Source organism: Acinetobacter sp. YH18001 (assembly GCF_013416975.1).
GTDB classification, from domain to species: Bacteria; Pseudomonadota; Gammaproteobacteria; order Pseudomonadales; family Moraxellaceae; genus Acinetobacter; species Acinetobacter pseudolwoffii.
The window spans coordinates 44,681-67,036 of the sequence record NZ_VPEU01000013.1; the positions used below are offsets into that span (position 1 = coordinate 44,681).

Consider the following 22,356-nt stretch of genomic DNA (forward strand, 5'->3'; position numbering starts at 1 on the left):
ATATATTCATATTAAAATATTATTGTATTTTTCACGTATATTTCCTAAAGTACTGAACAGGGCGCGCTGCACTCCTGAATATGCCACACTTATTTATAACAATAATTTTCCATTCTAAGACCAGCGTCTCATCACCCATCATTTTAGGATAATCATGAATGCCATTGTAGCGTCGTTATGGACCAAGTCATTTGTACTGTGTCTGGCCAACAACCTGTTTTTATTTATTTTTTATTTTGCGCAAACCACAATTTTGCCAATTTATATCTTAAAGGAATTAGGTGGTAATCTGACCCAAGCTGGTCTGGCCATGACCTTATTTATGGTCTCTGCCATTGCAGTACGTCCTTTTAGTGGCTTAATTATCGAAAAATTCGGCATACGCAAAACTTTAATTGTCTCAGAAATATTTTTCAGTCTTTTTTCCTTAGCTTACCTGCTCGCTGATCAGCTCACGATTCTGTTTATCATCCGTTTCTTGCATGGCATCTGGTTTAGTATTCTGACCACAGCCTGTGTGCCGGTGGTCAACCAGTTTATTCCAGAACAGCGTAAAGGCGAAGGCATGGGTTATTTTGTCATGTCTGTCAATCTGGGAATTGTCCTGGGGCCTTTAATTGGTCTGAGTTTAATTGAATACTGGTCTTATTTTCAGGTCAGCACCTTGTTGATCGCTTTGGTTTTTATCGGCTTTATCTTCTGTTTACTGATTCCGGTCAAAGAGCCTGAAAAAATGATCGACAACACCGACAAGAAAACATCACTAGGGCTGACTGATTTTGTCGAAAAGAAAGCACTGCCTGTGGCAGGACTTGCCATGCTGATTTCCTTTTCTTATGCCAGCATCATGTCTTTTATCGCGCCATTTGCAGCCAGTAAGGATTTAATGGCCTATGCCGGTTTATTCTTTGTGATATTTGCAATTTCCATGATGAGCCTGCGTCCGATCACTGGAAAAATTTATGACCGCAAAGGTCCACAATACGTGATTTATCCGGCACTGCTGGCTTTTAGTCTGGGTCTGTTTTTACTGAGCCAGATTCAGACTTTATGGGGATTTATGCTGGCTGCGGTTCTGGTCGGAGTCGGTTTTGGTAGTGTGCAACCGTGCATTCAAACCTTAGCCATTCAACGTGCACCAAAACACCGGATTGGCTACGCAACTTCGACTTTTTATACCTGCTATGATCTGGGTATTGCCATTGGCTCAGTCCTGATCGGTGCTATCATTGCCGCTTATAGTTATCAAACTGCTTTTGTGATTTGTGCTGTCTTGACCCTAAGTAGTATGGGATATTTTCATCTGGTGGTTCAGGCTAAAGCAGTCAAAAATAGCTAACCCAAAACAGGCAGAATTCAAATCTACCTGTTTTGATTGTGCTTCAAGACACTCTTTATTCAGCTACATTTTGATTTTCTGCTGATTTTTCTTCAGGTTTTGGTTCTTGTAGCATAGAAAACTGCGTACTTTCTCCGACTGCTGCATTATCCTGACGATTACTTTTCAGCTTGATCTGTAAGCGTAATTCATTGGTGGAGTCGGCATTGCGTAACGCTTCCTCATAAGAAATTTCGCCCTGGTTATACAATTCAAATAAGGCCTGGTCAAAGGTTTGCATCCCCAATTCACGGGATTTTGCCATAATCGCTTTCAGCTCATGAAACTCACCTTTCAAAATCAGGTCGGAAATCAATGGTGTATTTAACATGATTTCAATCGCTGCACGACGGCCTTTACCATCCTGCGTCCGAATCAGACGCTGGGAAATAATCGCCTTCATATTCGAGGATAAATCCATCAATAACTGATTGCGGCGTTCTTCCGGGAAGAAGTTAATAATCCGGTCTAAAGTCTGATTGGCATTGTTGGAGTGCAAAGTTCCCAGACAAAGATGCCCGGTTTCGGCAAAAGCAATCGCATGTTCCATGGTTTCAGTATCACGAATTTCCCCGATCAGAATCACATCGGGTGCCTGACGCAAGGTATTTTTCAGCGCATTGTGCCAGGAATGACAGTCCACACCGACTTCACGATGCGTAATCATGGATTTTTTATGTTTATGTACATACTCCACCGGATCTTCCACGGTAATAATATGCCCGGCTGAATTTTCATTGCGGTAGTCAATCATCGCAGCGAGCGAGGTTGACTTTCCTGAGCCGGTTCCCCCGACCACCAGCACCAGACCACGTTTCTCCATAATCACATGTTTAAGTGAATCAGGAAGTTTGAGCTTCTGGAAATTTGGAATTTCTGCGGTAATAGTACGAATCACCATGCCAACATTGAGTTGTTGCTGGAACACGTTGACCCGAAAACGCGAAACACCCGGCACAGTGATAGCAAAGTTGCACTCCAGTTCCGTTTCAAATTCCTTGCGCTGCTTTTCATTCATCAGGCTATAGGCAAACAGCTTGGTTTTTTCAGCCGTCAGTTCTTGCTGTCCAAAAGGCTTCATTAAACCCTGATGTTTAATACTCGGTGGAAAGTCGGCGGTAATAAATAAATCTGAACCACCATATTCGACCACTTTGGTCAGCATGTGGTGCATGAATTTTCGTGCTTCTTCTAAGAGCTCTGTTGCAAACATCAAGATCCCCAAACAACCTGCCATGACATTAAATTATTGAAAAAAAGGTTATATATTCAAATGGATATATTGTCTTTTAATTGTGTAGGGATTTATAAGAGGACACAAACAGATTTTATTTATTTTATAAAATTTATCATCTTATTTGTGTGATGTATTTCATGTTAAGTCAATTTACTGGGAAGCACTTTAAGCTTCTAAAATAAAATGCACTTTCACCAAACCTGTTCAGAGAAAGTGCTTTTAAAGCTTTATGCACTGCGTTTTAGACAGCGAAGCGATAAATGCTGAGCAATGCCAAGCAACAACTGTTCAGTTTTTGCCCAGCCCAGACATCCATCAGTAACTGACTGACCATACACCATCTCTGCAGAAATTTTCTGGTTGCCATCCACCAGATGACTTTCCAGCATCACGCCGCGAACATTGGTCTGCAGGCGTTCTGCGACGATTTGCTCCAGCACTTTAGCTTGCAGCATTGGATTTTTCGCACTGTTGCCATGACTACAGTCAATCACCAGTGCTGGCAATTCTGCTGAGTATTTCGCTTTGATTTTCTCGATTTCTGAGCACTGGTAATTCGGCCCACTGTTTGAGCCACGTAAAATCAAATGTGCTTTAGGATTGCCCTGAGAGTTTAAAATACAGGGTAAACCGGACTGACTCATGCCCAGGAATTGATGCGGATGAGAGGCAGACTGGATTGCATCCAGAGCAATCTGGATTGAACCGTCAGTGCCGTTTTTGAAACCGATGCTGTAGGGCATGTGACTTGAGATTTCACGGTGAATTTGCGATTCACTGGTGCGTGCACCAATGGCACCCCACGCCAGTAGATCATCAAAATAAGCAGTTGCCATCGGGCTTAAAATTTCAGATGCAATTGGCAAGCCCATTTCAATAATTTTAAGGTATAAAGCACGGGATTTTTCCAGGCCCAATTGCATATTGGAAGAACCATCGAGGTTCGGATCGTAAAGAAAACCTTTCCAGCCCACGGTCGTGCGTGGTTTTTCGATATAAGCACGCATGACCAGAAAAATTTGATCAGACACCTGGGCTTGTAACTGTTTTAATTTTTCTGCATATTCTAGAGCCGAGGCTTCGTCATGAATGGAACACGGGCCTGTAACCACCATTAAACGATGGTCCTTGCCTTCTAATATATTTTGAATGGTTTGACGTTGTTCAGCGACTTGATGAGCCAATTGCGCAGACAGGGGCAATTGCTGTTTCAGTTGCTGAGGTAAAGTTAAAATGGTTTCAGCGTGATGTTGTTGTGATGTATTTAAGGTATTCATGACTTTAATCCTGGGACTGGCAATCAGTCCAAACTTTTATTTGAGCGTTATGGGTCTAATTAACGAGGTCGAGAGTGTCATGAGCTGACTAAAGTAAGACCAATAAAAGTTGTTAAAATATGAATAGTTAAAGTTTGTCATGGCTGTCTCCAAAGTTTTGTAAAAATGATAAGCATAAAAAAACCTGATCAGGGTTGCCGATCAGGTATAAACTGGTGGGCAACCTGTTCATTGCCCAAACGCATTCAGGCAATTATCTAAACTGCCAGAAATAAAAATATGCGTTTGAAATGATAGGTTGCTTTAACATGTTATGTCTTTCATAAAATGTGAATCTAAAATTAAAATACGCGGTCTCTGCGCATTTGACAAGCATTAAATATAAAAAAATATTTATTAACTTTTCTACTTTTATTTATCAATTTACTGAATAGTGTTGAATATCGATAAAATTGGCAAAACCTGTAAATTTAATATAGGTCTTGCCAATCAAATTCAATACACAGATTAAAAATTAGTGTGTAACGCGATTCCAGGCATCACGTACCGCATATTTCGCCTGTTCCCAGTTTAAACGCGATTGGCCCTTCATCTGTTCCCATTTTACTCTAAGCTCAGGTTCAACATCTTCAAAACGGGTATTGGCATCATAGCTGCCGCGGTTTTCATAACCGACCCGATACGCCGTATCATAATCACGGTCATAATCCAGATCGCTATAGGTGGTACGAGCCTCTGAATAGTATGGTGTATTAATGGAATTATCACGCCAATAAGCTTGTTCTTCTGTTGGGTTCATCGCTTCGCCGACACCCTTACCTGCCAGACCGCCGACCACTGCACCAACAACCCCACCCACAGCTGCACCTACAGGGCCACCTGCTGCACCAATGGCTACACCTGCTGCTGCGCCACCTGCAGCGCCTACACCTGTACCAACAGGGTGTGCGCCCGGTTCACCGGTAATTGGATCGGCATTTAAATCATCACGCACATCTTTAGGAGAGTTTTTTATTACATCACGATCAAAATTATCATTCGACATAGCGCTTATCCTTATTCTTTAAAATGGTTTAATCACGTATTTTGATACGCTCTATTTAATATAAGCATCTCGAATGTAATGACATTAGCAGCTTTGTGTTAGTTCAGTGATTCTCTGTCAGGCTTTCATGCACTAATGTATCCTGAATTAAGTGAAACGCACATAAAAAAGACCGGTATTAAACCAGTCTTTTCAAAATCAAACGCTCACTTATTCAAAATGAATAACGGTACGAATTGATTTGCCTTCATGCATCAGGTCAAAAGCATCATTGATCTGTTCAAGCGGCATGGTATGCGTCACAAAAGGTTCAAGTTGAATTTCACCTTTCATGGATTGTTCTACCATGCTTGGTAATTGTGAACGACCCTTCACTCCACCGAATGCAGTCCCCATCCATTTACGGCCTGTGACTAACTGGAATGGACGGGTGGAAATTTCTTTACCTGCTCCAGCGACTCCAATAATCACCGACTGACCCCAGCCACGGTGCGCACATTCAAGCGCTGAACGCATTACATCAACATTACCGATACATTCAAATGAATGGTCTACGCCCCAACCCGTCATTTCTACAATTACCTGCTGGATTGGCTGATCAAATTCTTTTGGATTTAAGAAATCTGTGGCACCAAACTGTTTTGCCAGTTCAAACTTATCCGGATTGGTGTCTACCACAATAATACGACCTGCTTTGGCCTGACGTGCACCTTGTACCACAGCCAGACCGATACCGCCTAAACCGAATACTGCAACACTGTCGCCTTCTTGGACTTTGGCCGTGTTATGCACCGCACCAATACCAGTGGTTACGCCACAGCCGAGCAGGCAGACATGCTCATGATTGGCTTCAGGATTGATTTTTGCCAGGGAAACTTCAGCAACCACGGTATATTCAGAAAAGGTTGAGCAGCCCATATAATGATAAATCGGCTCACCATTATAAGAAAAACGTGTGGTTCCATCCGGCATGACACCCTTACCTTGAGTTGCACGCACAGCCACACACAAGTTGGTTTTGCCAGATTGACAGAACAAGCATTCGCCACATTCAGCAGTATAAAGCGGAATTACGTGATCGCCCGGTTTCAGACTGGTGACACCTTCACCAACTTCGACCACCACACCTGCGCCTTCATGGCCTAAAATCGCCGGAAATACGCCTTCAGGATCTTCACCAGACAACGTGAATGCATCGGTATGACACACTCCGGTATGGCTAATTTTTACCAATACTTCACCTGCTTTGGGTGGAGCAACATCTACTTCCACGATCTTTAAGGGCTGACCTGGACCAAACGCAACCGCTGCACGTGATTTCATGTAAAACTATCCTTTTTTGCTGATTTACAGATGACTAACAGTAACCTCTTTCTATTCGGAGATTCAACTATTAACATCAGAAGATAAGGAATAAAAAATCCTATAATTAATGGAACATCAATGACTAACCCTTCACCTTTTGTTTGTTTAAACATTTTAACTTTGAGCATGATTCTTTCTGGCTGCGAACTGGCTGCAAATACTGCTGAACAAGCAGAAATCACGCCGGTTCGACCTGCGCACTGGATTGATAATCAAATTTCAAAACAGCAGATGAATGAAGGAAAAACCGCTTTTTTACCGCTCTATGATGGTTTTATGAGTATGGCCGCACGTTTGCACCTGATCAATAAAGCCCAATATCATCTGGATCTGCAATATTACATCTGGAAGGATGATTTTATCGGCAACATAATGCTGGCCCAGCTGTTAAAAGCCGCAGATCGTGGTGTCAAGGTGCGAGTGCAGATTGATGACCAAAATGGCACCCAGCTTGATGATAAACTGCTGGCCTTAAGCCAACACCCAAACTTTGAAGTGCGGATTTTTAATCCTTATAAATTCCGTCATTTACGTGCGCTGGATTATGGCTTTAGAATGAAACAGATTAATCATCGCATGCACAATAAACTGATCATTGCAGACGGTACCGCAGCTGTCACTGGTGGCCGCAATATCAGCAGTGAATACTTTGATGCCAGCGAAAATTTCCAGTTTACCGATGTCGATATTTTCTTTGCAGGTCAACCCGTCGAAAATGCCAATCAGACCTTCATCAATTTCTGGAATGATAAGCTGAGTTATGATGTTCGGCAGATTCTGAATGATTCAGGTCATCCGGAAATGTTAAAAAGGCTAAGAGCTGATTTTGCGCGCGAAGAAGTGGATGAAACTGAATTAAAACGCCGAGTAGGTATTGCCGAAAAACAAGTTGCAGAGCACTTAAAGAAACAACCCATCTACTGGGCACTGGCTTATTTTGTCGCGGATACACCCGCAAAAGCACGTCCTCATGCAAAAAATGGCGATTATATTTACACCCATATGCTTGAACTGATGGGCGAGCCGAAAAATCATCTGGAACTGGTCTCCTCGTATTTTATTCCCACACAAAAAGGCACAGATTATTTAAGTATGCGTGCACAACAGGGTGTCAAAATTAGAATCCTGACCAATTCTTTTCAGGCCAATGATGTAGCTGTGGTACATGCTTATTATCAGCAATATCGTCAGCAGCTCTTGAAAAATGGCATCGAACTCTGGGAGTTTAAACCGTATATAGTCCGGCCAGAACGGACTTGGTATGAAATTATGACTGGTGACATCATCCCGGCCAAAAATAAAAACAGTTCGAGTCTACATGCCAAATTTTTTGATCTGGATGGTATGGTGTTTGTGGGTTCATTTAATTTTGATCCGCGTTCAGCTTATCTGAACACCGAAGTCGGTTTGGTGGTTAAATCGGAAGATTTTCAAAAGGAAATCTCTAATGCGATGAATCAATTTTTACCGCGTGTGGCCTATCAGCTCAAACTAAATGAAAAAGATGAAATAATCTGGTTAGAGCACCAAAAAGATGGCCGTACTATTCAGCATGTACATGACCCTGAAACCACAAAATTTCAGCGTTTTATGATGAATCTGGTGACAAAATTCCCCGGGGAATGGCTAATGTAATGACATTGTAATGACTTTGGTATTACACAACGTACAGAATCTATTTTCCGGGCATGGTAGCGTCAAGTCATCTGGCGCTATCATCGCTTAAAGGGTTTTACAGGCGATTAGCCTTGCTTTAAAATTCAACTTTTCCAATATTTTGCGATTTTTTCGCCCTCTACTCCCATGCAATTTTTTGATTTAAGCCGTCAGTTTAAATTCAGTGATATTCTGACGCCTGTAAAAACTCTCCATGATTTATCTCAGCAAGAATGGTATTTGGCCAAAATTCGGGTAGAACATGATTGTCTGTCTGAATCCGATATTATTCAGGGTCAAGTTGTTCTAAAATCCAGTGAAAATATACAGCTCGAGTTAGAGTGGTTGATTCACGATAGCGGTCATGATTTACAGGTATTATTCAAAGGTGTCGAAACTGAAGCGCTTGAAGAAACCTGCGTGATCTTAAAAGGCGCACAACTAGTCGATGAACAACAGCAATTGCTCTCTGCACAGGCGCTCAGTTTATGGATTGATGGGACGTTATTGCCGATGTTGCCAGAGATCCGTCAGGAAATTAAAACCCGTTTAAACCTGTGGGACTATGTGGAATATGATGGTTAATCGCCGAGTTTTCTATTTTTTAAAGAGCTCATGTGGCTCTTTTTTTATGATGTAAATAGCATTTTAGATTGATTAAATTGCCCTATCTTCAATTTTTTCAGACAATGCCAAGCTAAGTAAGTTGTTATAAAATTTATAAAAAATAATAAGAGAATCAAGACATGATTTCTGATAATGAATGGCATCAGATACGCCAAGTGGTCGCTGATGCACAACGGGCTGCCATGCATTGCTCTATTGCAACAGTCAATTGCAAAGGTTTTCCTAGTATTACTCCGATTGGAACCATATTTCTCAACAAAAAGACCAGTGCGGGTTTCTTTTTTGATACTTATTCCACTACTTTTTCTGAAAATTTACAGCATCAACCCATGGCCTGCATACAGGCCGTCAACAGTAGCAAACTGTTTTGGATTCATTCGTTGCTTAAAGGTAAATTTAAGCGTTATCCAGGAGTACGCTTATATGCAGAAATTGGCCCTTTACGTCCGGCCTCGCCAGAGGAAATACAGCAGGTGGAGTCTCGTATTCGAGCTTTAAAATGGACCAAAGGTAGCCAGTTAATCTGGTCCAGCTTTCATCATGTCCGGGAGATTAAAATCAATAGCTATCGCTGGGTCAAATATCCAAATATGTGAATGAATAAAGCTACTAACTTACAAATAGTAAGTTTATTTCTTATCTACAACCTAAAACCTCTTTAACCATTTTTTATCTGATTATTAGATTAAATATTAAACCAAACCCACATGCTCAAACATCATCCGGTAACTTTCGGCTTTTTTCTCCAGAGAAACCGGATAAGCTCGAGATGAAGATGGCATTCGATATAAATGCAGTTCGCGTCCTTCCAGGTTGGTTTGCGTCGGCTCTCCAATTTTGGGCTTTTCTGCATCTTCAGGCATAGACAGCATCATGGTATCGGTGGCTTTATCACCGGTGGTCATAATGTAGGTACATTCTGGGATCTGTAGCAATAAATCCTTTAAATTGGTCGGTACCACAATTTCCAGAAACTTATCTGAAGCATTGCCCGTCAGCCGTCTGATCTGAGAGGCACTATCAAAAATCGCAATTCCAGTCTCCAATAGAAATTCACGGATCAATGATTCCTGAAATTTTTTATTCTCAATATCCAGAAAGTAATCTTTATTTTGAAAGAAAATTAAACCAAAAATCCGCCACATATCGTTTTGATAATTTGGATAATAAAAATTCATTTTCCAGCGAGTTGCTGGTGGTGGAAAACTACCCAACATCAGTAATTTGGCATTTGGCGGTAAAAAAGGCGGTAATGGATGCGTTTCAATATCAGACATAGAATTCCTTAAATTGAGAACTTTCAACTATTTTAGAGTGTCTGCCGAATCTTGCTAGCCACTTCTTGTCCCCAAAGTGTATAAACTTCCTTACTCGGATGAAAACCATCTGCAGCCATTTCTAAATTCATGGCACGATATTTTTCAATATCATATTCAATCCATTGCATGCTGTCTTGGCTTGCTACGAATTTCGCCAGTTGCTGATTCATTTTTTTGGCATATTGTCCAAATAACCAGGCCAAAGGATTTGGTAATGCCGGGAACATATTCATGGGTGGCACACCTGCTGCAATGACCAATTCAGGACTGAATTTTTGCTGAATCATAGCATATAGTTTTTTCTGTTTTTGAATCCAGATATCAGCCGGCATGAGCTTGGTTACATCATTTACACCAACTGAGCTAATGACCACATCAAAATGTTCTGTCTCCAGTTGTTCTATGGCACGAATCACTTTAGCTGTGCTATCCCCTGTTTTTGCATGCAATTTCCATTGAATTTTAAAGTTATGCTGCAAATCTTTTAAAATGGCGCCCAGCAATGCATCATCCTGATGCTCTACCCCAACGCCGGCAGCCGCAGAATCGCCGACAATCAGTATAGAAAGCGGCTGGCCTTGACCGCACGTTCCTTCACGTTCACCCTCCGGTTCTGGGAGTTGCACAGTGTTTTTTTTGACGCGATTGCCCTGAATTACCAATGCTGGAATTAATGCAAGAGTCGATATTTTCAGCCACATAAATCTATACTTTAAATATAAAACAATGAATTAGAACTTTATTGTAACCTGTCATGCTATGAATTTTGATAAAACATCATGTAAATAATTGAATAAATATATAAAAATAATTGAAAGACAAATCTGTGTTTATAATTGATAATAATTATCATTACTATTTTTTAAAATTAATTGGGGATGATTTGAACTACTTATACTTAAGCACACTCTTACTAAGCGCACTATCATTACATAGTTTGACAGATTCACCTTCTTCAATAGAGCAAGCACCCTATGCTGCAGCGTGTGAAGCAGTTCAACCCAAAAGCGACCTGTTAAAAAGTTTACAGCAGCAATTAAAGCAGTCTCCTGAAAACCGAGCGGGATTAATCCAACAATTCTGGGAAAAAGTGCAAAATCAAACTACACCGATTATTGAGCCACTTGATCAGGATCATGTTCGACTGATTTTTTTATGGAAAGCAGCCAAACATAATGTGCGTCTGGTCGGTGGCCCGAGTAATGATCATGAATGGTTGACTCGCCTGCCCGATACCGATATCTGGTTTAAGGAAAATATTGTGAACCGTCGCTATATCGGCAGTTATAGTTTTGCAGTGGATTTACCAAATTTGGACGGTTATCTATCGAATTACTGTGCACATTTAAACCCAGAACTCAAAGAACCCCAGGCGCAGCGCCGTGCTGTATTGCAGGTATTACAACTTGATCCATTGAATCCAAAACGCTGGCTTAAAGAAAATACTGCCTCTAAACTGAGGAATGAAAATATTATCGCCCTGGATCAAGCCCCTCCCTTTATCGATCCTAAACGCTATCCAGATCATCCGCAGCCTGAACTAAAACGTTATCAGCTATCCAGCCAGTTTTTAAAAAATCAACGTCGTGTTGAAATCTATCAATCTAAAAAAACTGCACAACAATCTTATATCACGGCTATTTTCTTTGATGGAAATGAATATGCCCATTTGGTTGATGTGCCAAAAGTGCTGGATATTCTGGTGGAACAAGGCAAACTTCCACCGATTCAAGCGGTTTTTTTACATGCACCGAATAGTGAACTTCGTCCTAAAGAGCTGACACCAAACCCGAAATTTTCAGGTTTTTTTAATCAGGAATTTTTGCCTTGGCTCGATCAGAAAATTGTACGTGATAAGCAAAAAACAGTTCTTCTCGGTTCCAGTTTGGGAGGGCTGAGTGCCGCTTATCTTGCCTTGGAAAATCCACAGCACATTAGTCATGCTGTGCCTTTATCCGGCTCGTTCTGGTGGTCACCTGAACCACACTCAAAAATCAATGGTATGAATCAATTGATTCATAACTTAAAGAATCAGCCTCAACAGTATTTTCATATTTCAGCGAATCGTTATGAATCCTCGCGTACCAACAATGACTTAAGTATTCTGGAAACGTCACCCATCGTGGCACAAGCTTTAAAATCCAAAGGGCATGAGGTCAGATATCAGGTTTATGAAGGCGCACATTCCTATGCAATTTGGCAGGTGATATTACAAGATGCTTTGCTGCACTTCTTTGAAAATTCCAAAGAATAGATAAAAAAATCCTGCATTTGCAGGATTTTTTTAATTCAGTTTTATTTTGTTTGAATATCATTCCAGCGGTTTAAACGTTTAAATGTGCCTAGGTCATTAAAACGTACGCCCACTTCTTTCATCACTTTATGCGCCGTTTTCGAGGTCATTTGACGAATATAAAAAGGCTCTTTAACGACAAAGTGATGAATCGCATGCGTGGCCCCAAAGTTGCAGCAGAACAACTGAAATGGCATCATCCACCAAGGCGTCAGTACTTGTGTTTGCTTGATGACATCCCTCGGATCAATATCGCCGTAATAATGCATATTCGAGCTGACAAATTGCAGGCTAAATGAACGGATAAAATTGGGAATCAGCCAGATGACTGCAATAAAATTAATGATTGGCATTGCTTCGATTACGACTTGCGACCAGCGCATCTCATAGCCAAATAAAGGCACGATTGCATTTGAAACATGGAACACGACAAATAAATAGAACAAGCCATAATAAAGAATGCTTAATGGCACAAAGCCCAATAGCTGGGAAATCATGGCAATTTTACGTTCTTTTTCAGGCTGTTTTTCCAGAAAAAGATGGATCATTTTAAACATCTGGAAAGGACGCAGATAAACCGACATCAATTGATCACTGATGATCAAAATCCGGCGAATTCCCCAGGGCATACCATTGCTGATTCCACGTTCTTCCAGATCATGTTCAGTTCCAGAATATTTATGATGATGCAGGTGTAAACGACGACGTGCCCACGGACTAATGGTATTTGGACGTGCCAACCACACCAAAGCCAGCATCAAGTGATGTGCCCAGGGCGTTTTTTTGAAATACATATAATGAATTAAGTCATGCTCTAATTCATGTGTTAATGAAGCAAAAATTGCAATTAAAGGAATCGTCAGCCATACAGAAAGATAGCCATAGGCATAGGCCAATGCGCATAAAACCATACCGATCCAGGCAAAACCGAGAATACTGGCACCAATAAAATTTTGATGTTTCAATATTGGATAACGGTTACGTAAATCTTCACCTGCCTGTGTCACCACAGTTCTAACTTTGGAGATACGCTGCTGGTCTGTCATCTCTGAAGATGTAGACATATAGAGAACCTTTAATTTCTGGACAGTTGCACATTAAAGGAAATTAAAAAAAAGAGAAGTGATCTTTTGACTGTCCGAGCGAGTATGTCCAAGTTTTGGACAATTTTGGCACTTTTTCTAAGATGAATAAAAATACAGGGAGGTCATGCGTAATTTTTTATGAGATTCAGTCTCTAAAAAATCTGTTTTTTAACAGCAATTTATCTCTATATTAATTAAACTTGGTTTGCCTTGAAATAATAAATATTTCATTATTAAAAGCTTATCAAACTACCTGATCCTGATTAATCGAATTAACGAGCTTTGTTTTCTTTACACAGGATATTGCATGTATTTGGCACATTTTTATCTGCAACTTTGCTGACGCCAGCATTAGCGTTGACTTTGCAAAGCAATTTTTTCAAGTGAAATTACCAGCAAAAAAAGTTCTGAAGTTCTAGAAAAGTAAAAAGCCCCTTATGGAGCTTTTAGATTTTAAACCTTAGCCTAATTTATTCACCAATTTCAGCGGCAATATTTTCATCGCCAGACCCAATGGCAGCCATGGCCATTTTGGCACATAAGCCTTTACTGGCGCTTTTTCAATTTCAGCAGCAAGTAAACGCGATCCGGTTTTTTCATCCACTTCAAATGGCAGTTTCTTGGCGCCTTCATTAAGTTCGGTACGAATATAGCCCGGGAAAATTGTGGTGACTTTGATTGGCGTATCAATCAGTTCGGCACGAATCCCTTCGGCCAGATGTGCAACACCTGCTTTACTTGCACCATAAGCGGTTAAATGTTTAGGCATACCGCGCATGGCACTCATTGAAGAAATCATGACCAGATGGCCTGAATTTTGCGCCCGGAAAATCTCTACTGCTGCTTCACATTGCGCCAAGGCCGAAATAAAATTGGTTTCAACTGTGGCCTTATTAATGGCAAAGTTTCCCTTGCCAATACGACGGCCTTCACCAACTCCGGCATTGACAATCACCCGGTCAATCGTGCCAAAATCTTGTTTAAAAGCACGAAATACGTCAAAGACCTGATCATAATTAGTGACATCTAAAGTTTTAGCAATTACTTGAATGCCGTATTGACTCTCCAACTCTTGTTTAAGTATTTCCAAACGATCCAGGCGACGCGCGCAGATGGCCAGGTTATAGCCTTTCTGAGCAAATTCGCGTGCCATACCTGCACCAATTCCTGAACTTGCACCAGTAATTAAAATTGTTTTTGCCATGTGTTTTACCTTATTCCTTTATTTTTCTAAGCGATCAGATTTGCGGTACAGATTTAAATCCAGGTCAATAAATCCGGACGTTGCGCTTTAATATAATGATGTTCATTTAGGCTTAATAGCTGGGGTTGGTTGCCTACCAGACGTAGCGTGGTCATGCTGGTATTGGTAATTGCCCAGTTTAGAGCAAAGGTTTTATTCGGAGACAAACCGAGAATTTTGCCCGCAGCAACCGAAATGACCCCGCCCGACGTAAACACTACAGCATAGCGCGGTTTCTTTTCAGCCAGATCATCACACAAATGCTGCAATGCCGTTTCCACCCGCTGTTTGAAATCCGGCCAGGATTCTTCATATTCATGGTGATAGTCACCGCCAGTCCAGCGCTCAATTGCACCTTCAAAAATTTTACTTAAATAGGCGCGTGGATTGGCATGCTGCGATACATCTTCTTTCAACAGTTCAGGTTGATTAAAGCGTGGCTCATATTGAGCAAAGACTTGTTGATGATTAAATTCGTTCCAGGCTGAATCTGTAACTGGCTTACTTTCAGGAAAACATTCAGCCAAGGCCAATTGCGCCGTTTGTTGATGACGCTGCATGGAGCCTGCCACCACATAAGGTGCTTCTTTTAAAATTTCATCAAAATAGCGGCCCAATAATTTGGCTTGTAATTCACCATTTGGAGAAAGTTTGTCATAGCTTTCTGCACCGAAAGACGCCTGTCCGTGGCGGATTAAATAAATCGTCGTCATTTCGGCATCAACTCCTTAAATTTGGTCATATATTTCTGTGCAATATCATTGGCCTCAATTTTCTGGCGGCCAATTAGTTTTAAGGCACGAATATGTAAGGCATGAATCACAATCCAGAAATCTTTAAACGCAGGATTATTGGTCTGTTTATGATAATAGCGATAATAAATTTGCTGCGCGATCACCGCTAAACGGAAAATTCCAAAGACTTCATAGAAGGTCCAGTTTTCAGGAGTTAATCCGGTTTTTTCCAGATAATAATCCACCACTTCTTTACGGCTAAACATACCTTTTAAATTGGTGGGTTGACGACGTGTGGCTTTAAAAATTGCATTATCCGTATCTTCAACCCAGTAAGCCAAAGCTGAACCCAGATCCATCAATGGATCACCGAGTGTCGCCATTTCCCAATCCAGAACGCCAATGACTTGAGTAGGATCGTTTGGATCTAAAATGACATTATCAAAACGCCAGTCATTGTGAATCAGACAGATTTTAGCATCCGCCGGGGTATTGTCTTTAAGCCACTGACGGACATACCTGAAAGACGGCACATTCAAGGTCTTGGCTTTGGCATAACGTGCATCCCAACCATCTACCTGACGATGACAATAGCCCTCGCCTTTGCCTAATTTCTCCAGTTCAGTACCCACATAAGGCACCTGATGCAACTCAATCAGCTTATCAATGACGTTAATACACAGTTCACGTACTTGGGCTTCATTAAAATTCAGCTCTCTGGGTAAATTGGCGCGTGGAATAATGCCTTCAATGCGTTTCATCACATAGAAGTCGCAGCCAATCACGGATTCATCCTGACAAAGTGCCACCATCTCTGGTAATACCGGATAAAACTCGGAAAGTGCGTGCTGAACCTTAAATTCACGGGCCATGTCGTGGGCAGATTTGGCTTTGGTACCTTTGGGTGGACGACGCAGGATTAAATCGGCATTGTCATATTTCAGACGATAAGTCCAGTTCGATGCGCCACCCGAATATTGAGTAACTTCGACCGGGCCTTCAAGTTGAACTCCCTGCCCAATCAGCCAGTTTCCTACAGCCTGAACATCCAGTTCCTCACCTGCACGAACCGATCCACCGACATCAATAACTGCCATAATTTTTCCTTCAATTCTTTTTCAAATGTCTTCAAACTTTATATCGTGTTTAAGCTTATTTTTTATGGCGTGTACTGTAACCACGTTTAGTCAGTTCCAGTTTTGCGATCATACCTTTATGCACTTCATCTGGTCCATCCGCCAAACGTAGGGCACGTGCCTGAGCAAAGAATCCGGTGAGTGGCGTATCACGGGAGACACCAGCACCACCGTGAATTTGTATGGCCATGTCTACTACTTTTTCTAATACACTTGGCGCAACCACTTTAATGGCCGAGATTTCAGTCAAAGCCGCCATATTCCCTAAAGTATCCATTTTATAGGCTGCATACAAGGTTAAAAGACGTGCTTGATCAATCGCGACCCGTGCTTCAGCAACACGTTCCAGATTGCCTCCCAGTTTTAAAATTTCTTTACCAAAGGCAGTCCGGCTCATACCGCGGTCAATCATCAGCTCCAAAGATTTTTCCGCAGCGCCGATACAACGCATACAGTGGTGAATACGGCCTGGCCCGAGACGACCTTGAGCAATTTCAAAGCCTTGACCGGCACCACCAATAAAACTGGCAACTGGAACGCGGACATTTTCAAAACTGACTTCACCATGACCATGCGGTGCATCATAGTCGCCAAATACCGGTAACATTCTTTCGATTTTCACACCCGCCGTATCGACAGGAACCAGAACCATGGAATGCTGATGATGACGGTCTTTGCTTTCATCTGGCGTATGCGCCATAAAAATAATGACTTTGGCATTAGGATCGCCCAGACCTGATGACCACCATTTACGGCCATTCAGAACAATTTCATCGCCTTCGATGACCGCCGTTGCTTGCATATTGGTCGCGTCACTAGAAGCCACCGCCGGTTCAGTCATACAAAATACAGAACGGATTTTGCCTTCAAGTAATGGCAAAAGCCATTGCTGTTTCTGTTCTTCAGAGCCATAACGCCAGAGGACTTCCATATTGCCGCTGTCTGGCGCATTACAGTTAAATACGGTCGGTGCAATCAGGCTACGGCCCGAAAGCTCGGCAATATGAGCATATTCATTGACTGATAAACCTTGGCCCAGTTCAGGACATGGCAGAAACATATTCCACAGCCCTGCTGCTTTGGCTTTGGCTTTTAAAGTTTCCAGTTCAGTCGGCCATTGCCATTTGGTCCAGTCACTGCCTTGATTTAACTCATGCACTTGCTGCCAAAAATCGGCTTCAACAGCTTCGATTTCATCTTTAATAAATTTTTTAGTTCGTTCAACATAGTCTTGCGCGCGTGCGGATAACTCAAACATGGCTATTTCCCTCTGGATATTTTGTATTCTGCTTTACAAGACCTTAACTTAAAAACTATTATGAATAAAATGATTTTAATCCATAGCTCATCATGCATAGCATTCATAATAAAACACTGATGGATATGAGTGTTTTCCATCGTATAGATATCAATTTATATCCACTTTTTGTCGCTATTTTTGAACAGAACAGTATTTCTAAAGCAGCACAGCGATTATGTATCACCCAATCTGCTGCTAGTCACGCTTTGCAGCGGCTCAGAAATCAGTTGCAGGATGATCTGTTCGTACGTTTTGGTGCAAAAATGCAACCCACGCCGTTTGCTGAACAGATTTATCCCGCCATTAAAAATGCCCTGATGACGATTCAAAGTATTTCTATTCAGCATCAAAAATTTCAACCAAATATGGTGCAAAGTTTAAAAATTGCCGTACATGATGAAATTGAACCAATGATTTTTCCAAAGTTGGTGGCACATTTTCAGAAAATGAATCTGGATATTCAGTTTAGTAGCATCAAACTGGATCGTAAAAATATCAGTGCTGACCTGGCGGCGCAGCAGGTCGATTTTGTCATGGATCTTGAGCAAAAACTGGGAGATAAAATTCAGTTTGAACCCTTAGTACAAGATGAATTTGTAGTCTGTACGCAGCAAAATAAAATTTCAGAACAATCCTATCTTTCCTCCCCACATATAGGCGTATCATCTCGCCGTACAGGTATCTTAATTGAAGATCTGTATTTGAGCCGTAAGCAGCTTTCAAGACAGATTTTTTTACGCTGTCAGCATTATTCAACTGCGTTGCAAATTTTGGAGCAATATCCCCAAGCGATGTTGACTATGCCACGCAATATCTTAGAACATTTACAGATAGCCAAAATTCTGAATTTTTTTGAAGTGCCTGTGCAACTGCCTAAGATTAATATGGGAATGTATTGGCACAAAGATTTACAGGAAAATAAGAGACATCAATTTTTGCGAAGCGAAATTAATAACATTTTTACTTAGGCTATTTTAAGTAGATATGAATTTTGCTTAGGCTATTCTAATGGTTGGTATTGTAGCCTGAAATGTCAGGCTCAACCTAAATTGCTTAGGCTATTTATAAATACAAAATGAAACACTGACTGTTTAGCTTTTGAACTCTAGTGCTTGGGGCTTTCCTCTACAATCATGCATCTGCTTGCTGTTGTTCTTCTACAGCTTCTTTTGATGATCTGGATTTTAGCTTGTTGCCTCTTTCTCCCACCTGGCAAATTGTGCTGGGTTTATTTGCCTTATGCTTTTCCTATTATTTGCTGCACAAACTCACCATTTACCTCAAGGATATATTTCGTCCCTTTAAAAAAGGACAGAAATACTGGTGTCGTGTTAAGGCGGTTAGCGATGGGGATACCCTCACCTGCTACCGTTTCAATATTAGACGTTCTGAAACCAGACTACGTTTTGCCTATGTGGATGCGCCAGAATCCAGCCAAAGCTATGGCAAAGAGTCACAGCGTCTAGTTAAAAGCATGGTGAAAAACAAAATAGTTCGCGTGAAAATTACAGATATTGACCGTTATGGTCGCTGCGTCGGCGTCGTTTACCGCTATCGTAAAAATATCAATGAAGAAATCGTGAAACGCGGCGCAGCATGGGTCTACGAAGATTATATTAAAGATAAAAACCATTTACGCTATATGCTGGACTTGCAAAACAAAGCCAAAAAACAGAAAAAAGGACTCTGGAAAAGTAGCCGACCTGTACGCCCAAGTGTGTATCGAAAACAGGTAAAATCCTAATCTTTGCTGATTTCTCTTCGCTATTAAAAAGTGATCCGGCTCGCCAGATCACTTTTTAATTTTTAAATTAATACGCCAGATGGACAAAAAACCTGAATGCGCCTGCAATTAAAGCCAGAGTAACGAAGCCTAAAATCCATAGGCCCACAAACCATAATATCTGCTTCCCTTTCATTGTTGCTCCTTAATGATAGCCATCATCCCCGACCCGCACTTTATGGCGGAATACCCAGTACGACACGCCGGTATAAATCAGAATGATTGGAATAAGTAATAAAGCACCAATTAAGGTAAATAATTGACTACTTTCTGGCGCTGCCGCCTCCCAGATGGTCACTGACGGTGGAATGATATAAGGCCAGAGACTGATCAGAAATCCGGTATAGGCCAGAAAAACCAGCACCAGCATGTACATGAATGGGCTAAGTTCCTTACGTTGTTTGCAGGCACGTAAAGCCAGCCAGGTAAATAACAGGACTAAGATCGGCACGGGCATGAGATACATAAATTGTGGCTGACTAAACCAGCGTTCCGCAATCTGCGGATGAGTCAGCGGCGTATAAATACTGACAGCGCCCAGGATAATCAATAAGGCGATAATCATTTTTGGCATCAGCTGATACATACGGTCTTGTAACTGATCGGCCGTTCTAAAAATCAGCCAGCCACAGCCTAAGGCAGCATACAGCACCATGACACTCAGACCGGTAAACAGGCTAAATGGTGTCAACCAGTCCAGCCCGCCGCCCGCATAAATGCCATTTCGGGTTTCAATTCCCTGAATATAAGCGCCTAAAATCACCCCTTGCAGGAAGCTGGTCAGCGCAGAACCACCAATAAAGGCTTTGTCCCACCAATGTTTACTGCGATTGGCCTTAAAACGGAATTCAAAAGCAACACCACGGAAGATCAGCGCAATCACCATCAGGATGATCGGCATATACAGTGCAGATAATACGGTGGAATAGACCAGCGGAAATGCTGCAAATAAACCTGCGCCACCCAATACCATCCAGGTTTCATTGCCATCCCAGACAGGCGCAACAGTATTCATCATCACATCACGGTCATCCTGATGCGGAAAAAACGGAAATAGAATGCCAATGCCCAGATCAAAACCATCCAGAATGACATAGATCAGGACACCAACGGCGATGATCACCACCCAAATCAATGACAAATCAATCATTTTTTATTCTCCTGATCTGCATTATCGGCCCCATCCTCAATACTCTCGCGAATACTGCTCAATGGCCGGCGAGATGCCTGAATCACATCACTATCAATTTCATGTGAGGGTGTAGAATGAATAAATTCCGGGCCTTTGTGCATGAGTCGTAACATATAATAAATACCGGCGCCAAAGACCACACAGTAGACCACGACAAAGATAATCAGGGTCAAGCCTACCTGCTCTGCCGATACCGGCGATAGGGCGTCTTTGGTACGCATGATGCCATACACCACCCAGGGTTGACGGCCAACCTCCGTCGTAAACCACCCCGCCAGCATGGCAATAAAACCGGAAGGCCCCATAATCAGGGCAAACCGATGTAATCCTCGGGATTCATAAAAGCGGCCTTTTTTACGTGACCATGCTCCCCAGATTGCCAGCAGTAGCATCAACATTCCTAGCCCGACCATGATCCGAAAACTCCAGAACACGATTGCCGAATTAGGACGGTCTTCAGGTGCAAAATCCTTTAAGCCGGTGACAGTACCGTCCATGGAATGTGTCAGGATCAAGCTGCCCAGATTAGGAATGGCGATGGCATATTTGGTTTCCTCAGCCTGCATATCTGGCAGTCCAAACAGATATAAAGGCATGCCGCCATCATGATTGGTTTCCCAATGACCTTCCATTGCCGCCAGTTTGGCGGGTTGATGTTCAAGCGTATTTAGACCATGTACATCACCCACCAAAACCTGTAGCGGCGCAAGTGCCAGAATCAGCCACATTGCCATGGAAAATGAAGTTTTGACCAAGGCATCACGACGGCCCTGAATAAGATGCCAGGCTGCTGTGGCTGCCACCAGCAATGCAGAAACCAAAAAGGCAGCAATCGCCATATGCGCCAAACGGTAGGGAAATGACGGGTTAAATACGATGGCGATCCAGTCTTTGGGGACAAACAGACCATTTTCGATGGCAAAACCTTGAGGCGTTTGCATCCAGCTATTGGAGGATAAAATCCAGAACATCGAGATACAGGTGCCTACCGCGACCATCAAGGTCGAGAAAAAGTGTGCACGTGGCCCCACCCGTCCCCAGCCGAAGAGCATAATTCCCAAAAAGCCCGCTTCCAGAAAAAAGGCGGTAAGAACTTCATAGGCCAGTAATGGGCCAGTCACGCCACCTGCAATCCGGGAGAATTCACTCCAGTTGGTGCCGAACTGATAGCTCATGACCACGCCAGAGACCACGCCCATCCCAAATGCTACAGCGAAGATTTTCACCCAAAACTTAAACAGATCCCGATAAATCGGGTCTTGGGTTTTGAGCCAGCGCCATTCCAGAATCGCCAAAAAGCTGGCCAATCCGATTGAGATTGCAGGAAAAATAATATGAAAAGAGACAGTAAAGGCGAATTGTATTCGCGCTAACTCTAATGCGGTTAAACCCAGGGTCATACATTTCACCTATATATAATTATTTGTAGGAGCCTTGCTTAGATTTATTAGTGAAGTGTTTTTTCTTGGTCTTAGCTTAGGCTTAATTTGGCTTGGCAATATGTAGACTTTTGTCGGTTATTTTTTACTCAAGTTAACAATGTGTAAGCGCTATTTAATTAGGGCGTGTCCTCATTTGAAAAATTGGTTTTAAATACTTAAAATCCTCCTTTAAGCTCTTTTGATTTCTATATTTTTTCAATGGCACGTACTCTTCTCACCGATGATATCTGGCAGCAAATTCAAG

Annotated in this window: 21 protein-coding genes; 7 read left to right on the forward strand and 14 right to left on the reverse strand. The window is 42.0% G+C overall.

Features of this window, described 5'->3' with window-relative positions; all coding sequences use genetic code 11:
- The first annotated feature begins 154 nt into the window (after positions 1-154).
- A complete protein-coding gene (locus FTV48_RS06370) occupies positions 155-1,339 on the forward strand; it encodes an MFS transporter (protein ID WP_179999726.1) in 1,185 nt (394 codons plus the stop codon).
- Between the two features lie 55 nt (positions 1,340-1,394).
- Here FTV48_RS06370 and FTV48_RS06375 read toward each other — a convergent pair whose 3' ends face one another.
- From FTV48_RS06375 to FTV48_RS06390, 4 genes are all read right to left on the reverse strand, one after another.
- Positions 1,395-2,591 carry a PilT/PilU family type 4a pilus ATPase gene (locus FTV48_RS06375; RefSeq protein ID WP_100328582.1) on the reverse strand — a complete coding sequence of 399 codons (1,197 nt, stop codon included), beginning with the start codon at positions 2,589-2,591 and terminating at the stop codon, positions 1,395-1,397.
- Positions 2,592-2,842: 251 nt separating this feature from the next.
- Entirely contained in the window at positions 2,843-3,892 is a 1,050-nt protein-coding gene (locus FTV48_RS06380; protein WP_100535139.1) for a 3-deoxy-7-phosphoheptulonate synthase, read from the reverse strand.
- A 514-nt stretch (positions 3,893-4,406) separates the two neighbouring features.
- Positions 4,407-4,937 (reverse strand): hypothetical protein, encoded by a 531-nt coding sequence (locus FTV48_RS06385; protein WP_005097004.1) that lies wholly within the window; start codon positions 4,935-4,937, stop codon positions 4,407-4,409.
- Between the two features lie 210 nt (positions 4,938-5,147).
- Positions 5,148-6,260 (reverse strand): S-(hydroxymethyl)glutathione dehydrogenase/class III alcohol dehydrogenase, encoded by a 1,113-nt coding sequence (locus FTV48_RS06390; RefSeq protein ID WP_005170751.1) that lies wholly within the window; start codon positions 6,258-6,260, stop codon positions 5,148-5,150.
- Between the two features lie 120 nt (positions 6,261-6,380).
- Between FTV48_RS06390 and FTV48_RS06395 the strand changes: the two genes are divergently transcribed.
- The 3 genes from FTV48_RS06395 to FTV48_RS06405 all read left to right on the forward strand — a co-directional run bounded on the left by FTV48_RS06395 (position 6,381) and on the right by FTV48_RS06405 (position 9,181).
- Entirely contained in the window at positions 6,381-7,937 is a 1,557-nt protein-coding gene (locus FTV48_RS06395; RefSeq protein ID WP_179999728.1) for a phospholipase D family protein, read from the forward strand.
- A gap of 168 nt (positions 7,938-8,105) precedes the next feature.
- The gene (locus FTV48_RS06400; RefSeq protein ID WP_005097007.1) at positions 8,106-8,543 is read left to right on the forward strand and encodes a hypothetical protein; all 438 of its coding nucleotides are present in this window, start codon (positions 8,106-8,108) and stop codon (positions 8,541-8,543) included.
- A gap of 161 nt (positions 8,544-8,704) precedes the next feature.
- A complete protein-coding gene (locus tag FTV48_RS06405; RefSeq protein WP_005097009.1) occupies positions 8,705-9,181 on the forward strand; it encodes a hypothetical protein in 477 nt (158 codons plus the stop codon).
- A 96-nt stretch (positions 9,182-9,277) separates the two neighbouring features.
- Here FTV48_RS06405 and FTV48_RS06410 read toward each other — a convergent pair whose 3' ends face one another.
- Positions 9,278-9,862, reverse strand: coding sequence for a uracil-DNA glycosylase family protein (locus FTV48_RS06410; protein WP_005097010.1), 585 nt, complete (start codon positions 9,860-9,862; stop codon positions 9,278-9,280).
- Positions 9,863-9,894: 32 nt separating this feature from the next.
- Positions 9,895-10,605 (reverse strand): SGNH/GDSL hydrolase family protein, encoded by a 711-nt coding sequence (locus tag FTV48_RS06415; RefSeq protein WP_005097011.1) that lies wholly within the window; start codon positions 10,603-10,605, stop codon positions 9,895-9,897.
- 236 nt (positions 10,606-10,841) lie between these two features.
- On the opposite strand from FTV48_RS06415, the gene FTV48_RS06420 reads away from it, so the two are divergent.
- Positions 10,842-12,158 carry an alpha/beta hydrolase-fold protein gene (locus FTV48_RS06420; protein ID WP_218945885.1) on the forward strand — a complete coding sequence of 439 codons (1,317 nt, stop codon included), beginning with the start codon at positions 10,842-10,844 and terminating at the stop codon, positions 12,156-12,158.
- 41 nt (positions 12,159-12,199) lie between these two features.
- Here FTV48_RS06420 and FTV48_RS06425 read toward each other — a convergent pair whose 3' ends face one another.
- The 5 genes from FTV48_RS06425 to FTV48_RS06445 all read right to left on the reverse strand — a co-directional run bounded on the left by FTV48_RS06425 (position 12,200) and on the right by FTV48_RS06445 (position 17,653).
- A complete protein-coding gene (locus tag FTV48_RS06425) occupies positions 12,200-13,261 on the reverse strand; it encodes a fatty acid desaturase (RefSeq protein WP_074382733.1) in 1,062 nt (353 codons plus the stop codon).
- Positions 13,262-13,742: 481 nt separating this feature from the next.
- Positions 13,743-14,486 (reverse strand): SDR family oxidoreductase, encoded by a 744-nt coding sequence (locus tag FTV48_RS06430; RefSeq protein ID WP_005097014.1) that lies wholly within the window; start codon positions 14,484-14,486, stop codon positions 13,743-13,745.
- Between the two features lie 53 nt (positions 14,487-14,539).
- Positions 14,540-15,238: a histidine phosphatase family protein gene (locus FTV48_RS06435; protein ID WP_179999729.1), complete on the reverse strand. Its 699-nt coding sequence runs from the start codon at positions 15,236-15,238 to the stop codon at positions 14,540-14,542.
- Positions 15,235-16,356: a phosphotransferase family protein gene (locus FTV48_RS06440; protein ID WP_179999731.1), complete on the reverse strand. Its 1,122-nt coding sequence runs from the start codon at positions 16,354-16,356 to the stop codon at positions 15,235-15,237. The genes FTV48_RS06435 and FTV48_RS06440 overlap by 4 nt, the downstream gene beginning before the upstream one ends.
- Positions 16,357-16,411: 55 nt before the next feature.
- A complete protein-coding gene (locus tag FTV48_RS06445) occupies positions 16,412-17,653 on the reverse strand; it encodes an acyl-CoA dehydrogenase family protein (protein WP_159515732.1) in 1,242 nt (413 codons plus the stop codon).
- A 92-nt stretch (positions 17,654-17,745) separates the two neighbouring features.
- Between FTV48_RS06445 and FTV48_RS06450 the strand changes: the two genes are divergently transcribed.
- Entirely contained in the window at positions 17,746-18,663 is a 918-nt protein-coding gene (locus FTV48_RS06450; protein WP_179999733.1) for a LysR family transcriptional regulator, read from the forward strand.
- A gap of 221 nt (positions 18,664-18,884) precedes the next feature.
- Positions 18,885-19,439, forward strand: a complete 555-nt coding sequence (locus FTV48_RS06455; RefSeq protein WP_005170726.1) for a thermonuclease family protein — start codon at positions 18,885-18,887, stop codon at positions 19,437-19,439.
- A 67-nt stretch (positions 19,440-19,506) separates the two neighbouring features.
- On the opposite strand, the gene FTV48_RS14910 is transcribed toward FTV48_RS06455, so the two are convergent.
- The 3 genes from FTV48_RS14910 to FTV48_RS06465 are packed head-to-tail and all read right to left on the reverse strand — an operon-like array spanning position 19,507 to position 22,070.
- Entirely contained in the window at positions 19,507-19,614 is a 108-nt protein-coding gene (locus FTV48_RS14910; protein ID WP_100328576.1) for a DUF2474 domain-containing protein, read from the reverse strand.
- Positions 19,615-19,623: 9 nt separating this feature from the next.
- On the reverse strand, positions 19,624-20,628 hold the full coding sequence (gene cydB, locus FTV48_RS06460) for a cytochrome d ubiquinol oxidase subunit II (RefSeq protein WP_005097023.1): 1,005 nt from the start codon (positions 20,626-20,628) through the stop codon (positions 19,624-19,626).
- Positions 20,625-22,070 (reverse strand): cytochrome ubiquinol oxidase subunit I, encoded by a 1,446-nt coding sequence (locus FTV48_RS06465; protein WP_179999734.1) that lies wholly within the window; start codon positions 22,068-22,070, stop codon positions 20,625-20,627. Before FTV48_RS06465 ends, cydB begins: the two co-directional genes overlap by 4 nt.
- Between the last annotated feature and the right edge of the window lie 286 nt (positions 22,071-22,356).

What these genes read in the sequence shown, in the direction of transcription:
- FTV48_RS06370 (WP_179999726.1), top strand. Translation starts at nt 155, where the DNA reads ATGAATGCCATTGTAGCGTCGTTATGGACCAAGTCATTTGTACTGTGT.
- FTV48_RS06375 (WP_100328582.1), bottom strand. Translation starts at nt 2,591, where the DNA reads ATGTTTGCAACAGAGCTCTTAGAAGAAGCACGAAAATTCATGCACCAC.
- FTV48_RS06380 (WP_100535139.1), bottom strand. Translation starts at nt 3,892, where the DNA reads ATGAATACCTTAAATACATCACAACAACATCACGCTGAAACCATTTTA.
- FTV48_RS06385 (WP_005097004.1), bottom strand. Translation starts at nt 4,937, where the DNA reads ATGTCGAATGATAATTTTGATCGTGATGTAATAAAAAACTCTCCTAAA.
- FTV48_RS06390 (WP_005170751.1), bottom strand. Translation starts at nt 6,260, where the DNA reads ATGAAATCACGTGCAGCGGTTGCGTTTGGTCCAGGTCAGCCCTTAAAG.
- FTV48_RS06395 (WP_179999728.1), top strand. Translation starts at nt 6,381, where the DNA reads ATGACTAACCCTTCACCTTTTGTTTGTTTAAACATTTTAACTTTGAGC.
- FTV48_RS06400 (WP_005097007.1), top strand. Translation starts at nt 8,106, where the DNA reads ATGCAATTTTTTGATTTAAGCCGTCAGTTTAAATTCAGTGATATTCTG.
- FTV48_RS06405 (WP_005097009.1), top strand. Translation starts at nt 8,705, where the DNA reads ATGATTTCTGATAATGAATGGCATCAGATACGCCAAGTGGTCGCTGAT.
- FTV48_RS06410 (WP_005097010.1), bottom strand. Translation starts at nt 9,862, where the DNA reads ATGTCTGATATTGAAACGCATCCATTACCGCCTTTTTTACCGCCAAAT.
- FTV48_RS06415 (WP_005097011.1), bottom strand. Translation starts at nt 10,605, where the DNA reads ATGTGGCTGAAAATATCGACTCTTGCATTAATTCCAGCATTGGTAATT.
- FTV48_RS06425 (WP_074382733.1), bottom strand. Translation starts at nt 13,261, where the DNA reads ATGTCTACATCTTCAGAGATGACAGACCAGCAGCGTATCTCCAAAGTT.
- FTV48_RS06430 (WP_005097014.1), bottom strand. Translation starts at nt 14,486, where the DNA reads ATGGCAAAAACAATTTTAATTACTGGTGCAAGTTCAGGAATTGGTGCA.
- FTV48_RS06435 (WP_179999729.1), bottom strand. Translation starts at nt 15,238, where the DNA reads ATGACGACGATTTATTTAATCCGCCACGGACAGGCGTCTTTCGGTGCA.
- FTV48_RS06440 (WP_179999731.1), bottom strand. Translation starts at nt 16,356, where the DNA reads ATGGCAGTTATTGATGTCGGTGGATCGGTTCGTGCAGGTGAGGAACTG.
- FTV48_RS06445 (WP_159515732.1), bottom strand. Translation starts at nt 17,653, where the DNA reads ATGTTTGAGTTATCCGCACGCGCGCAAGACTATGTTGAACGAACTAAA.
- FTV48_RS06450 (WP_179999733.1), top strand. Translation starts at nt 17,746, where the DNA reads ATGCATAGCATTCATAATAAAACACTGATGGATATGAGTGTTTTCCAT.
- FTV48_RS14910 (WP_100328576.1), bottom strand. Translation starts at nt 19,614, where the DNA reads ATGAAAGGGAAGCAGATATTATGGTTTGTGGGCCTATGGATTTTAGGC.
- cydB (WP_005097023.1), bottom strand. Translation starts at nt 20,628, where the DNA reads ATGATTGATTTGTCATTGATTTGGGTGGTGATCATCGCCGTTGGTGTC.
- FTV48_RS06465 (WP_179999734.1), bottom strand. Translation starts at nt 22,070, where the DNA reads ATGACCCTGGGTTTAACCGCATTAGAGTTAGCGCGAATACAATTCGCC.